The 13,607-nt window shown below is 47.1% G+C and carries 11 protein-coding genes and 1 riboswitch; of the genes, 8 read left to right on the plus strand and 3 right to left on the minus strand.

Annotated elements, in window-relative coordinates:
- Window positions 1–17 precede the first annotated feature (17 nt).
- The 5 genes from ACFPXP_RS15785 to ACFPXP_RS15805 all read left to right on the plus strand — a co-directional run bounded on the left by ACFPXP_RS15785 (window position 18) and on the right by ACFPXP_RS15805 (window position 6,151).
- On the plus strand, window positions 18–1,028 hold the full coding sequence (locus ACFPXP_RS15785) for a LacI family DNA-binding transcriptional regulator (RefSeq protein ID WP_379895288.1): 1,011 nt from the start codon (window positions 18–20) through the stop codon (window positions 1,026–1,028).
- 127 nt (window positions 1,029–1,155) lie between these two features.
- The gene (locus ACFPXP_RS15790) at window positions 1,156–2,127 is read left to right on the plus strand and encodes an ABC transporter permease (RefSeq protein ID WP_379895289.1); all 972 of its coding nucleotides are present in this window, start codon (window positions 1,156–1,158) and stop codon (window positions 2,125–2,127) included.
- 20 nt (window positions 2,128–2,147) lie between these two features.
- Window positions 2,148–3,035, plus strand: coding sequence for a carbohydrate ABC transporter permease (locus ACFPXP_RS15795; protein WP_379895290.1), 888 nt, complete (start codon window positions 2,148–2,150; stop codon window positions 3,033–3,035).
- Between the two features lie 79 nt (window positions 3,036–3,114).
- The gene (locus ACFPXP_RS15800) at window positions 3,115–4,755 is read left to right on the plus strand and encodes a sugar ABC transporter substrate-binding protein (protein WP_379895291.1); all 1,641 of its coding nucleotides are present in this window, start codon (window positions 3,115–3,117) and stop codon (window positions 4,753–4,755) included.
- Between the two features lie 43 nt (window positions 4,756–4,798).
- Window positions 4,799–6,151, plus strand: coding sequence for a glycoside hydrolase family 30 protein (locus ACFPXP_RS15805; RefSeq protein WP_379895292.1), 1,353 nt, complete (start codon window positions 4,799–4,801; stop codon window positions 6,149–6,151).
- Window positions 6,152–6,266: 115 nt separating this feature from the next.
- Here the strand turns inward: ACFPXP_RS15805 and ACFPXP_RS15810 are convergent, their stop codons facing one another.
- On the minus strand, window positions 6,267–8,336 hold the full coding sequence (locus ACFPXP_RS15810; protein WP_379895293.1) for a 5'-nucleotidase C-terminal domain-containing protein: 2,070 nt from the start codon (window positions 8,334–8,336) through the stop codon (window positions 6,267–6,269).
- Window positions 8,337–8,562: 226 nt separating this feature from the next.
- Here ACFPXP_RS15810 and ACFPXP_RS15815 point away from each other — a divergent pair, with 226 nt between their 5' ends.
- Window positions 8,563–8,919 carry a hypothetical protein gene (locus ACFPXP_RS15815; RefSeq protein WP_379895294.1) on the plus strand — a complete coding sequence of 119 codons (357 nt, stop codon included), beginning with the start codon at window positions 8,563–8,565 and terminating at the stop codon, window positions 8,917–8,919.
- Between the two features lie 56 nt (window positions 8,920–8,975).
- Here ACFPXP_RS15815 and ACFPXP_RS15820 read toward each other — a convergent pair whose 3' ends face one another.
- Together ACFPXP_RS15820 and ACFPXP_RS15825 are read right to left on the minus strand one after the other, a co-directional pair.
- Window positions 8,976–9,335 carry a spore coat protein gene (locus ACFPXP_RS15820; protein ID WP_379895295.1) on the minus strand — a complete coding sequence of 120 codons (360 nt, stop codon included), beginning with the start codon at window positions 9,333–9,335 and terminating at the stop codon, window positions 8,976–8,978.
- A 12-nt stretch (window positions 9,336–9,347) separates the two neighbouring features.
- Entirely contained in the window at window positions 9,348–9,632 is a 285-nt protein-coding gene (locus ACFPXP_RS15825; RefSeq protein WP_379895296.1) for a hypothetical protein, read from the minus strand.
- Window positions 9,633–9,862: 230 nt separating this feature from the next.
- Window positions 9,863–9,948, plus strand: a riboswitch (cyclic di-GMP riboswitch).
- Between the two features lie 29 nt (window positions 9,949–9,977).
- On the opposite strand from ACFPXP_RS15825, the gene ACFPXP_RS15830 reads away from it, so the two are divergent.
- Window positions 9,978–11,519, plus strand: a complete 1,542-nt coding sequence (locus tag ACFPXP_RS15830) for an S-layer homology domain-containing protein (protein WP_379895297.1) — start codon at window positions 9,978–9,980, stop codon at window positions 11,517–11,519.
- A 259-nt stretch (window positions 11,520–11,778) separates the two neighbouring features.
- Window positions 11,779–13,602 (plus strand): cache domain-containing sensor histidine kinase, encoded by a 1,824-nt coding sequence (locus ACFPXP_RS15835; protein ID WP_379895298.1) that lies wholly within the window; start codon window positions 11,779–11,781, stop codon window positions 13,600–13,602.
- The last annotated feature ends 5 nt before the right edge of the window (window positions 13,603–13,607 follow it).

Below are 13,607 nucleotides of genomic sequence, written 5' to 3' on the forward strand. Positions count from 1 at the left end.
GGAAAAGGAAGGGCAAAATGGGAAAAGTAACGATTCGAGATGTAGCAAGGGAGGCCGGCGTTTCCATTTCTACGGTTTCCAATGCATTGAACAATGTAGATGTTCTTCACCCGAAGACGAAGGAGCATGTGCTGGCAGTGGCCAAACGTCTGAATTACGTACCCAACTTGAACGGAAAGCTGTTGAAGTCAGGGGAGACGAATATGCTCGGCTTCTTTACGACAAGTGTGGCTGGACCGTACTTTTATACGCTGGTTGAGTCCATGTCCCGCGAGTGCGACCGTCTAGGCTACGGACTGAATGTATTGGTTACGAAGGATAAACAGGTCATCATGAGCAATATTCTTGGCGGCCGTGTCGATGGGGTCATCATATTCGAAGAGCTGAGAGTCAGTGACCAGGATATTGCTGTCATGGAGAGGAATAAAATTAAAGCTGTTTTTCTCGACCGCGTCATTCAAAACGAAACGATGGGAAGCATTATATTTAATTCGTTTGAGGACGGGTATAAAGCAACCCAATACCTAATCAGTCTAGGCCATAAGAAAATTGCTTATATTTCCGGCGTAGATACGATGTTTGACAGCGTGCAGCGGAAGCAAGGATATCTGGAAGCGCTGCGGGAGCATCGACTTCCGATCGACGAAGCTTATATTTTGCAGGGCTATTTTGAGGAAGAAGGTTCTTACAATGCAGTAAAAACGTTTTTACGACAATATCCAGAGAATGTCCCGGACGCGTTCTTGGCAGGGAATGACCTAAGTGCGATTGGCTGCATACGGGCTTTAAAATCTGAAGGATATGAAGTTCCGCAAGATGTCAGCGTCGTAGGCTTCGATGATATTGATATAGCACAGTATTTTACGCCGCCACTGACTACCGTGCGAAATCAGATCGCGAGACAGGGGGTTCTGATTATCGATCATCTGGACCGCATGATTCGGAATAAAGAACAAGGCAAGGTGCAAAGATTGACAGGCGAGCTCATCGTGCGCGGTTCGAGTCAAGTCAAGGTTATTCGGGAATGATTCCATGGTTCGCGGAAACAGACGATTGAGGAGCTTTTTCATTCCGTGCAATGATTTAGATCCCCCTTTTTTTTAAAATTAAATAAAAACGTTTTTATTGATTTAGTCATCAATTCAGTAGGAGGAGATGCAGGTGACGAACAAAACTGCAGTTGAGCCTGCCGGAAAAAAGCCGATGGGGCAAAGAGTGAAACAATTCGCAGTCGACTTTAAGAGACAGTGGGAGCTCCAATCGATGATTCTTCCCGGCATTCTTTTCATGATTATCTTTTGCTACATCCCGATTTACGGCTTGCTCATCGCTTTTAAAAGTTATACGGTTATCGATACGATTGATTCAGCCCCATGGGTCGGTTTGCAAAATTTCGAAATCATTTTATCCGACAAGTATTTTTGGGAATCCGTCGTCAATACGCTGGCCATCAGCTTTTTGAAATTGGCGATCGGTTTCGTCATTCCTATTATATTGGCAATTATGATTTATGAAGTCAGCATCAGCCGATTCAAAAAATTCGTACAAACCATTTCATACCTGCCGCATTTTTTATCCTGGATCGTCCTTGGCGGCATGCTGATTACTTGGTTTTCCACAACGGGATTGTGGAATCAGCTTTTAATGGGGCTGGGACTGATCTCGCAGCCGGAAAATATTTTGCTGGATCCGGATAAATACTGGTGGATTGCGACATTGTCGGATATATGGAAGGAAGCGGGCTGGGGGACGATTTTGTACTTGGCAGTGATGGCGCAAATCGACCCGACGTATTACGAGGCCGCGAAGATCGATGGCGCAAGCCGTCTGAAACAGATTTGGTACATTACCATTCCGAACATGAAGATGATCATCAGTTTAAATTTAATCTTAACTGTAAGCGGTTTATTGGGATCCAATCTCGATCAAACGCTGGTGCTGATGAATTCGCAAAACCGTGAAACGGCGGAGGTCATCAACTCTTACGTGTATCGGATGGGGCTCACGCAAGGCGACTTTTCCTATGCAACCGCTGTCGGTCTCGGCGTCTCTATCGTGTCTGTCATTCTGCTTGTTACCGCGAATAAAGTTACGAGCAAATTAAACGATAATCAGTCTGTCTTATAGGACTTGGGGGAGGCATAACGGTGAATCTGAGAGCAATTAAAGGAGACTTGGACAACCGCATTTTCAATACGGTCAATATGCTGCTGTTGTTGATTTTTACGTTAATCATCATGATTCCCTTGTGGAATGTAGTGGTTTCATCCTTCAGCTCGGGCAGGGCGCTTGCGGAAGGCGGATTTATATTTTGGCCAACGGAATTATCCTTGGAAAATTATCGCGCCGTCTTTCGGGACAGCGGCATATGGCACGCATTCTTTATATCCATCGCCAAAACGGCCATCGGCGTTGTGACCCACGTGTTTTTCTGCGCAATGGTTGCTTACGGATTGAGCAAGAGTCATGTTCGCGGCCGCAAGCTGTATGTGACGATGGGAGTCATTACGATGTTCTTCTCGGGCGGCATGATTCCTACCTATTTGCTCATTAAGTCGCTCGGTTTATTAAACAGCTTTTGGGTGTATATCATTCCAGCACTTCTAAGCTTCTATGATGTCATCATTCTCATGAATTTTTTTCGAAATGTGCCGAGTTCGCTGGAAGAGTCGGCGAAGATCGACGGCATGGGCGACTGGCGGGTATTTCTGTATATTATTATCCCTCTTTCGATGCCGGCCTTGGCGACCATCGCTTTATTTAACGGTGTCTCGCAGTGGAACGACTTCATGACGACCAAATTATATATTACCGATCAATCGCTCTATCCGCTGCAGATGATGCTGTATGAAATCATTGTTCAATCGCAGACCCAATCGATGCAGAATATCGGGGGGTCATTCGTGATTGAGACGACGACCAAAGGGGTTCAGCTTGCGACAATTGTCATTACTACCATGCCGATTGTTGTGATATATCCGTTACTTCAGAGGTACTTTATTTCTGGAATGATGTTGGGGGCGGTGAAAGAGTAAAACAAAAGACGAGTATGAGAAGGCGGAAAATGCGGTAAGACGATCAAATGGATGAATTATGAAAAGGGAGGATACCAAAATGTTGAAGCTTGGGAAGATTGCAGAGAAACAAAGATTTTCGATTTTTGTCGTGCTGATGGCCGTTGTGCTCATGGCAGCCGGCTGCTCGAATGGGGGGTCCAATTCGAGGGAAGACAATTGGATATCGATTGAAGACCGATATACGCCGGACTCGAATACACCTGCCTGGAAGCTGGACGCCAAAGAAGAAACAACCGAGCTGACCTGGTACGTGAATGCCGATTGGTGGAACACGGATTTTGGCAGCGATGTGGTTACCAAGAAGATCAAGGAAGATCTGAATATTCATATCAAATTTATTACAGGCGACGATACGAAATTGAACACGTTCTTCGCCGGCGACCAAATGCCGGACTTAATTACGATCTTTGATTCCAACTCCCAGATTGCGAAAAAAGCAAGTACTTGGGCAATGCCGTTAAACGAGCTTGCTGAGAAATATGATCCGTACTTCAATCAAGTCGCTGCAGCGGACACTTTAAATTGGTTCAAGCTGGCGGACGGGAATACTTATGGTTATCCGAACTACTCCAATACGCAGGAAGATTATGAAAGCGGTTATATTCCAGCGAAAACAGCATTTATTATCCGCAAAGATGTGTATGACGCTTTGGGAAAACCTGATTTCAGCACGCCGGAGCAATTCGAGAAGGTGATGAACGACATCAAGAAGCAATTCCCTGAGCTGATTCCTTTTGGATTTAACTCCATCGGAGAAGGAACGGGATCGTTGGGTGATGTGCTTCAAGATTTTATCGGGGTACCGCTTGAGGATGAGAACGGCGGTTTCTACAATCGCAATTTGGATGAAGATTACTTGACCTGGATCGAAACCTTAAACAGAGTATACCGGAACGGCGGCATCAGTGACGACAGCTTTGCCGATGACGGGACGGCTTTCGAAGAGAAAGTGAAAGTCGGGAAATACGCAACCCTCCTGCTGGACGGAACTCCGCAGCAAGGCGGCAATCTGCAAATCTTTATGAGCGGCAATCCTGGCAAGGAGTACATCGCAATCGATGGGCCGCAAAGCACGGTGGGAAATGAACCGACTTTGAATCAATCGGGGATTACAGGTTGGATGAGCAGCTATATTACAAAGAACTGTACCGATCCTGCCAAAGCGATCCAAATCTTCACGTATTTGCTCAGTGAAGAAGGGCAAATGTTAATGAACTACGGAATTGAAGGCGAAACGTACAAGAAGAACGCCGACGGTACCGTAGAATTGCTGCCTGAGGTCAAGGAAATGCAAATCAATAACCCAGATCAATTTAAAAAGGATCTCCGCATGGGTGAATTCATGTTTTTCGGCCATGACCGCCATAAGGCGCTCAGCAAGGATTCCTTCCCGGAATCGATCAAACAAATGCAGGAATGGGGAGAAGGAAAGCTGAAGCCGCACTTCGTCTTAGAGAACATAAATCCTGAACCGGGTACGCCGGAAGCACGCTCTTTAAGCACGATCAATACGGAGTGGAGCACGACGCTGGTCAGCATGATCCGTGCCAAGGATGACGCTGAACGTGAAAGCATTCTGAACGAGTACAAGGATTTGCTCAAGGATAACAATTGGGACAACATTGTTCAGATTTATAGCGAGAAGATGAAGGCGAACAAGGAGAAGCTCGGATTGTAATGTCGAAGGAGACACACATAAGAAAAAGAGTGGAGGAAACCATATGCGAAAGCTGACAATCTATCAGTCTACAGGCGAGAACGAGATGTTCGCGAAGAAAAATGTAGAGCAATTATCCCCGGTTTCCGAGGATAAAGAATGGAGAACGGTCATCATCGACGACAGCCGGACATTTCAGGAAATTGACGGCTTTGGCGCATCGTTTACCGATTCCGCGGCCTATCTAATACATCAGATTTTAGAGCCGGAGCAGAGGGCTGTGCTGATGAGGAAATTATTCGATCCGGCACAAGGAATCGGCTTGTCTGTGCTGCGTAATCCGATGGGCGCATCCGATTACGCGAGAGACTTTTACAGTTACGATGATTTGCCGAATGGCGAAACCGATTTAGAGCTGAAACGATTTTCGATCGCCCATGACGAAGAAGATGTAATTCCGCTTCTGAAGGAAGCCATTCAGCTTAATCCGGAGATCAAGCTTATGGCTTCCCCATGGAGCCCTCCGGGCTGGATGAAGACAAGCGGCTCCATGATTGGCGGCGAGTTGATACGACAATATTATTCGGTATATGCGGAATACTTTGCTCGTTATATACAGGCTTATGCGGCGCACGGGCTGTCGATCTATGCCGTCACTCCGCAAAATGAAGCGTTGTACTCGCCTGGACATTATCCCGGTATGATCATGGGGCCGGAAGCGCAGAGTGATTTTATCAGAAACGATTTGAAGCCTTGTTTTGTCAAGCATGGAATCGAAACCAAAATTCTTTGCTATGACCACAACTGGGACCGACCGGATTATCCGCGAACGGTATTGGAACAGGCGAATGCTGAAGTGGATGGCGTCGCTTGGCATTGGTATGGCGGTAATCCGTCTGCCCAAACCGAAATTGTTGAAGCTTACCCTGACAAAGAGGTTCATTTTACGGAAGGATCAGGCGGAGAATGGATCCCGCCGTTCGAACCGGCCTTCTCCAATGTGATGCGCACGGGAATTGAAATATTGCGTAATTACAGCCGATCTTTCGTGCTGTGGAACATGGCGCTGGATGAGAATAACGGTCCGACCGTTCCGGGCTTCGGAACAAGCACATGCCGCGGTATCGTCACAATCGATCAGCGTACGAAAGAGATCGAATATACGTTGGATTATTACGCACTGGCTCACTTCAGCAAATGTATACGTCCCGGTGCTCTGCGCCTTGCTTCTTCTTCATACGAAGATTCGATTCGTTCCGCAGCCTTCAGAAATAAGGACGATTCGAGGGCGGCCGTGCTGTTCAATGACAGCGACGAGGCGCATAACGTGACTTTGAAGCTGAATGAAGAGGACATGGTTAGCTTCCGAATGGAAGCCAAAAGTGCCGTTACCGTACTTCTGGAAGGCGATCGCTGAGATGCACCATGAAAAGAGGAGTCCCGATCGGGACTCCTCAAATGGTTTTAAGGTCGGTTTTCGCAATAATTTCGCAGTAATAAGGACGGTAAAGCTTGAATTCTGCGAATGAAGGTTATTGCTCCGAAGCAGGATTCAAGATATGAATGCGCTGCTCCAGCTGCGGCTCAATCGTTCCGTGGCTTTGCAAATATTCGGTAAAGGCATCCCGCAGGAAATGCTTCGTTTTCAGCAGTTCTGTCGTTTCATCCTTGAGCATATCGAAATGATCTCCGCCGCCGGTCAGGAAGTCATTCGCGGCTACCTTATACATCTTGGTCAATTCGATGGGCTCTCCGTCCACCAAGACTTCAACGAGGCGCGAGCCTGGTTCTTTCGCCGCATCAAAAGTGTAGCTGAGTCCGGATACTTGAAGGAAGCTGCCAGCTGCGGAAGGATAGGAGGACACGCTGTGCTCCAAAGCGTCCCAAATCGTCTGTCCGCTCGCCTCCACCATGACAACCGTATTGTCAAAAGGAAGGACTGTATATATTTCTTCCAACGTAATATCCCCTTCATCGATACTTGCGCGAACACCTCCGCCGTTCTGCAGAGCAATATCGGCTCCGGTCAGATCCACAAGGCTATCTGCAATGGCATTGCCCAAATTCGATTCTTTGAGACGAACGGTCTGTCTTTCACCGTCAAGCGGGGTCAGCGTCTTGCCGACAACCTCGTTCATCTTACCGCCGATTTCCTCCAGGTGACGATCAATTATATTCGTGACTGCAGCATCTTGTTCAAGATTGTAGGTCATAAACAGATGTGCGAAATTAAGGCCGATCATCTCTCCATTTAGGAATTGGAGGTTGATTTGGTTTAATGTTTCGGCGTGCTTTCCAGGGGAGATCAGCCAGGTGTCGCCAATTTGTTCCGGGTAGGCAACAATGTCTTGCCCGCCGCCGATCTCGATGTCAATCCCGCTCACTTCAGTCGGCAGCTGACGATTGTCACCATGCAGATGGGATAAAGCGATAATGATATCCGTCTCGTCCTGGATGGCACTCACAGTATTCTGCGCTGCTTCGAAATGGTCCTGGAAGGTGATGCCTTCGACGTTCTTCGGATGTGTGAAGTGGTGGCTTTGGTCGTCGGTAACGCCGATAATGCCGATACGAATGCCGTCGATTTCTTTAATGATCGAGGATTTCAGAAAGTCCGGCTGTTCTCCGTTATACCGCGTATTGGCAGACAGGAACGGAAACTGTGCATCTCCTGCATTTCGCTCGAGCACGTCAAACGGAAAATCAAAATCGTGATTGCCGAGCACCATGGCGTCATACTGCATTTCATTCATGATCTCGATCGTCGCCGCACCTTCCGTCAAATTACCGATATTGGTGTTGTAGGGTGCATCACCGGCATCAATCAGCAGGGTGTTCGGCTGCACCTCGCGCATTTGATCGATGACATGGCTCATTTTTGCCAAACCGCCGATCTCATTCTCCGAGCCTGCCGGCTTGTACGGCTCAAGATGAGCATGGATATCCGCCGTTGCGAACACGGTAATGATTTTAAAATCAGGATGGTAGAGAATATCGTACAGGCTTCCAGCAGCTTCTTCCCTTGTAATGGGTTCGCTGGATGCTGCATATTCCGGAGAGGCAAGTCCTAGTTCGGCCATCTTGCTCTTGTAGTCTACAGTGAGGTCTGCACCGAGAATGATTTTGCCTAACAGCTCCACCCACTCACTTTTTGTTACAAGAGCTTGGGGATCGTATGTATTGCCGTTTGTCTCGTCACCCCGTACCTTTAGCACGCTTTCAATATAGGGCAGCGCCCAATGCTCCTCGATATCTCTTGCCGACGGAATCGAGAATGAATCGTCGATGACGCCTAGAGGATCCGTGTAAGTCGTCGTTTTTTGCATATCGTCTTGATTACGTTCAATCGGATATACCGGACTCAGATGAAACGCGCGAGACAGCAGCGTAACGGCTTCGGCTTTCGTCAGCTGTCGCTGCGGTTGATAGAGACCTTCAGGTGTACCGTTAATGATGCCTCGTTGATAAAGCGCTTCGATCTGCTGCGTGTAGGCGGATGCTTCAATGTCGCTGAAGCCGCTGCTTGCTTGCACGGTCCTACCGCCAGTAAGCAGTGAGCATGTGAGAAGCAATGTTGCAGCGGATGTTGCGAGTTTGTTCATGGTTTCGTCTCTCCCTATCTAGTAAGTGTCCAGATCAGCATACGATGCAATTGTCAACGGACGATTACGATCATATAAAGATTGCGTTAAGGGCTGGTAGATTTAACCAGATATTTTATATCTAAATGATTTCTGCACCTCTGCCGATATACGATTTGCGGGATGGCATTGTATAACGCCTCTCGCAGCTCACAACTAGATTGCGTACAGAAGGGAAAGTGGAACTATGGCCAAAGGCTCGTTTCGGATTGAACTAAATATGGTGGACCGTGTGATGGAGATGCAGATCGGGGGAACGTTTACGGCGGAGGATTACGCCCGCTTTATTGCCGAATATGAGAAAAAGACGGCATCTCTGGATGGTCCATCGTATACGCTAAGGGTGGATTGTAAAGCGATGGATTTGCTTTCCGCACAAGAGGTGGAGAGCTTGAAGGGATCGTTCGAGAAATATAAGCAAACCGGATTTCGTGAGGTTGTGTTCATCATAACCGAGGCGCAGCTCTTTATGAAGATGCAGCTGAAGCGTGTCGCTCGAAGCGCCGGATTAGACAATGTCGAAGTCGTTACCGAAGGGGCTTAAATAAGCGAAAACCCGACCGATTGAGGTCGGGTTTTCGCTTATTCACTGCCTCGCCGCTACTGCAGTGTTCCGTTTTGTGAATAAGGGAATTGACTGGAGTAACCCGAGAATTGCTGATAAGCCTGATCCAGCTTATTCTGATCCTCGGCTTCGAGCTTGTAATGTCCTTTGCGGAACATGAGCTGGTACATGTCATATTGACATTGGTGCGTCTCATTCAAGACTGTCATAATGTCCTGATGCAAACTCGGATGGCTGGCTTCTCTCGCTGAAATATTGAAGCTGTCCGTCAAATATTTTTCCAATGCCAATATATCATTGACGCGGTCACGGTCATTCATTTCCGGTCCTTTTACTTTCGGTTCATAGGGCGGCTTCGGATTTTTGATCGTTTGTGAGCTTTGATTGGAATTCACCGTGGTCCCTCCTTATTGCTGCATTTGATGCATTTTCTGCATTTCTGCTGTATTGTTGTTTTGCAAATGCTTCAGCAGCAGCTGATAGTGCCGCTCGTGCATTTGGCCCGCCTGATCAATCGCCTGCTTAATCTCAGGGTCTGAGCATTCATTGGCGAAGTGCCTGCATTTTTTCATCGCGATCAGTTCCCACGACAATTGATCTTTTAAATAAAGGCAGTCTTTGGTTGTGATGACTTGCGGCGGTGTGGGGATGATCGCCTGCTGTTGCTGCTGCTGTGTTTGGCTTTGAGGCATGACAAGGATGCTCCTTTCCAATTTAGGTTTGACAAGGTTAGTTTGTCATCCGGGCGATGGTTATATCCAAATCGAGTTAACGAGATCCAGAAGCATGACAATTATGTCTAAAATCATCGAAATTGATCATTTTTTGTATTGTCAATGAGGATATCATTGGTATAATAAGAACATCGAACCAAGTCAACAACTCACGACTCAGGCTCACGAGGGCCTTGTACGAACCAAACGAATCCAATCGGCAAAATCATCGAAAGGTGATGACGCAAAGCTACAGGGGCTAAGGTACCTAATACCATGCCAGCCAGCTGCACCAAGACGAACATCTCTACTAGGGGCTAGTCTATGCGCAGAGGCATGGGCGAGCCTTTTTTGCTTGTCATTGCGTATGAAGCTGGGAGTGAGATGCTGTCCGGAGAGTATTTAGGAGAAGTGAATGAAACAAAAGGCAAATATGAATTAAAGGGGACACGATTCATGAGAAAAATTCGTTGGATGCCATTATGGATGTCTTTCATTATTGTATTGGGCTTGGCAGCACAAGGGTATGCGGCAGCATCGGAGGATTCTGAGAAGAACGCTGAAAACCGCGAACAGCTGGATATGGAGTTTACGGATACGGATGAAGCCCAATGGGCGGCGGAAGCGATTGGTATTCTGAAATTTAAAAATGTATTGTCCGGATACGATGACGGAAGCTTTCGGCCAAACAAGCCCGTGACTCGAGCAGAAGCTGTTGTAGCCGCAGTCAGGCTCATGGGATTAGAGGAAGAAGCGAAGGCGAAGCCTGCCGATCTTCAGCTGTACTTTAAGGATGCGAACGTGATACAGAAGCAGTTCAAATGGGCAAAGGGGTATATCGCGGTTGCTTTAGAGCAAGGATTGTTCGATACTTCGATGGACAAGCTGAATCCGAATCAACCGGCCAGCAGAGTGTGGATTGCAAGTCTATTAGTAAAAGCGCTCGGTCTTGAAGAAGAGGCGCTGGCACAGATGAACGTATTGCCGGATTTCAAAGATGCCGACGCGATTGCAGCCGGTGCGATTGGATATGTGAACGTGGCGGTGGAGGAAGGGATCGTCAGCGGATACCCGGACGACACGTTTAAACCGAATAAGAATGTCACCCGTGCGGAGCTCGCTTCACTTCTCGTTCGGACAGGCGAAGGGCTGCTGGAGCAATCCGGCGCGGGTGTTGTCACTGGCGAAATCATGGACATTCAGTTTGATGATAAATCGGTAACGGAAGATGTGTATACGAGTGTCACAGCGGATGTGTACGCCACGGCAACAGGTTCAATCACGGTTGTCACGTTGGGCGGAGAATCTCAGACCTATAAGATTTCACCGAATTTAGCGGTGCCCTATCAAGACACGTTTATTCCTGCATCGCAGCTCGCCGTTTCCGATACGGTATCCTTGACGGTTCAAGACGGAGTGGTCATCGAAGCGAGCTTCATTGAACAGGAAAGCGCACACGAGCAGCCCGCAGGAATCTATGAATTTAAATTAAAGATCGAATATGATAAGAAGCAGTCGATCGAGATGAAATATGAAAACGATAGAGAACATATCAAAGCGGAGATTGAAAAGAAGACAGACGGAAAAAAAGAAAAGGTGAAGGGTGAAGAAGCGATCCAGCAGCTGGAAAGCTTGTTGGAGTCAGCAGCCCTGACGCCGGAATTGACGAATCCGGAAATACTGGAGCAAGTACTCAAAGCCTTGAATATGCAGCAGCCTGTGAACGGCAAGCTTGAAGTGGAGATTAAATTTGCTAACGGCCAGAAGGTTGAAATCGAGCTCGAGTCGGAAGATGACGAGCAGAACGGGGACGAAGAGGACAAGGCGGGCGAGGGGCGCGGCAATGAACGCGGCAAAGGCAAATAGGCGTAATCATTGGGCTGTTTCGCGGCTTGAAGAAATGAACGCAGAAACTCTTGGACATTTGAGTTGTCCAAGGGTTTTTTTACATGTGAAGCGGGGAGAATGAAATGAGTGTTTCAGGTTGGACAGACCCGGTCAAGCCGTGCGACAATAGACCTGTTCTGAAGAAGGCCTCCGACTGAATGATAACAGACATCATTCCCTCTCGTATCCTATTCGTGGACTGGATGAAGAAAAAGATAAGAATGAGTGATGCGATCGTATGGGCAAATGGAAGAAGCATTTTGCAAGGTATAGCTTAAAACATAAATTAATCATCGCCTTTTCCTGCTTCATTATCCTTCCCTTTTTTCTAATCGGCTGGCTGATTTCATGGCTTTATGTCGATTCGAATCGAACGATGATGATGGAGGCGGCGGTAGACAGTAATGAACAAATTGTCAGCAGCTTGAATGGAGCCTTGGACCCGCTGATCAGGCTTTCGATGTATCCTGTAATGGATCAAACGATATTGAACATTCTGCTCAAAGATTATGGTGAAGTGGAGCATCCGTTGTATGAGCGTCAGAACGATTTTGAGCAGGTGAATGAAATGATTCAAAACAGCATTATGCTGTACTCTGAACTCATTGATAATGTGGTGATTGTCGACACGAATAAACGTATCGTGATAGGAAGAAGCAGCTTGGAATATATGGATTTTCACTATTTGCAGGATGAATTTTTCGACGAGCCTTTTGTGAGGCGCATCACTGAGGAGAAAGGGAAGCATGTCTTTATCGGTGTGCATCAGGACCTTTTGCAGTCAAGTCAAGCGGCGCCTGTGGTGTCTGTAGGAAGGGCGATTGTCGATCCACAATCCAGGCAGACGCTGGGTATGATCTTGATCAATGTGAATGTAGAAAAATTGAATGCGATGTCTAGTGAGGTCTCCTTCACGGAAAACACCCGGTTCTACTTGATCGACGAGAATGACAGAGTCATCTATAGTGAAAATGAAGAGGAGATCGGCGCAAAGGCCGGTACCATCTTAGGAAAGGAAACAGAATCGCTTCACTACAGGGATGAGCAAAAGGCGTTAAGCAGCGGAGACACCTACCTCATCTCGTCGAATTCAGAATTAACGGGATGGCTGGCCGTGACCGTCATTCCGAAAAATGAAATGTTCTCTTTTGTTTATGTGATTGCCGCTATCCTCTTCATCGGCTTGTTTGTCTTTTTGTTATTATCGATTGCTACAGCAGTCTATTTGGCTACGACCATTACAAAGCCGTTATCCCGCCTGGAGAAGAGGATGCGCAGGGTTGCCGCGGGTAATATGGACGTTGCGTTTGACGACATGGAAGCGGGTGAAATCGGTCAAATCAGCAAAACGGTCGATTACATGTTAAAGCAGCTGCGTGAGCTGATCCATGAAATCGTAAATAAAGAAGAAGAAAAACGAAGATTGGAAATGGTCGCCCTGCAAACTCAAATTAAGCCCCACTTTATGTACAATACGCTGAACGTGATTAAATGGATGGCCAAAATTCAAGGAGCTGCGGGGATAGAAGAAGCCTTGGGAGCATTCAGTTCAGTCATTAAATTCACTACGAAAGCGGAGCAGAATGAAGTATCGATTCAAGAAGAAGTGGAGTTTATCCGCAACTACACGAAAATCTTGTCCTTCCGTTATTTTGGAAGATTCGAGGTGGCGTATGATATCGACTCCGAAGTGCTGCAATATAAAACACTTAAATTTTTGCTGCAGCCTTTAGTGGAGAATGCCGTTTTCCATGGCTTTGATGAAATTGACTATATGGGGCATCTCCATATTCGAATTTATAAAGAAGCGGATACGATTTATATGGTTGTGTCTGATAACGGCCGGGGAATATCTGGTGCGGATACTATGTCCCGTTGTATAGAGGGGCAGGAAAGTGCGATACCGCTTAATTCCATCGGGATTAAAAATATTCGAAAACGCATCGAGCTTCATTACGGAGAAGAATACGGTTTATCTTACCGCAGTGCCGGCGAACAGGGGACTGAAGCGGTGATACGTATTCCGGCTGTTCCGAGCGAGCAAGCAGGGAAGGAGGTATAAATAGC

This window comes from Marinicrinis lubricantis, assembly GCF_042658665.1.
In the GTDB taxonomy this organism is placed as follows: Bacteria; Bacillota; Bacilli; order Paenibacillales; family KCTC-33676; genus Marinicrinis; species Marinicrinis lubricantis.

What these genes read in the sequence shown, in the direction of transcription:
- ACFPXP_RS15815 (WP_379895294.1), top strand. Translation starts at nt 8,563, where the DNA reads ATGGCCAAAGGCTCGTTTCGGATTGAACTAAATATGGTGGACCGTGTG.
- ACFPXP_RS15830 (WP_379895297.1), top strand. Translation starts at nt 9,978, where the DNA reads ATGCGCAGAGGCATGGGCGAGCCTTTTTTGCTTGTCATTGCGTATGAA.
- ACFPXP_RS15810 (WP_379895293.1), bottom strand. Translation starts at nt 8,336, where the DNA reads ATGAACAAACTCGCAACATCCGCTGCAACATTGCTTCTCACATGCTCA.
- ACFPXP_RS15825 (WP_379895296.1), bottom strand. Translation starts at nt 9,632, where the DNA reads ATGCCTCAAAGCCAAACACAGCAGCAGCAACAGCAGGCGATCATCCCC.
- ACFPXP_RS15805 (WP_379895292.1), top strand. Translation starts at nt 4,799, where the DNA reads ATGCGAAAGCTGACAATCTATCAGTCTACAGGCGAGAACGAGATGTTC.
- ACFPXP_RS15785 (WP_379895288.1), top strand. Translation starts at nt 18, where the DNA reads ATGGGAAAAGTAACGATTCGAGATGTAGCAAGGGAGGCCGGCGTTTCC.
- ACFPXP_RS15835 (WP_379895298.1), top strand. Translation starts at nt 11,779, where the DNA reads ATGGGCAAATGGAAGAAGCATTTTGCAAGGTATAGCTTAAAACATAAA.
- ACFPXP_RS15790 (WP_379895289.1), top strand. Translation starts at nt 1,156, where the DNA reads ATGCAGGTGACGAACAAAACTGCAGTTGAGCCTGCCGGAAAAAAGCCG.
- ACFPXP_RS15800 (WP_379895291.1), top strand. Translation starts at nt 3,115, where the DNA reads ATGTTGAAGCTTGGGAAGATTGCAGAGAAACAAAGATTTTCGATTTTT.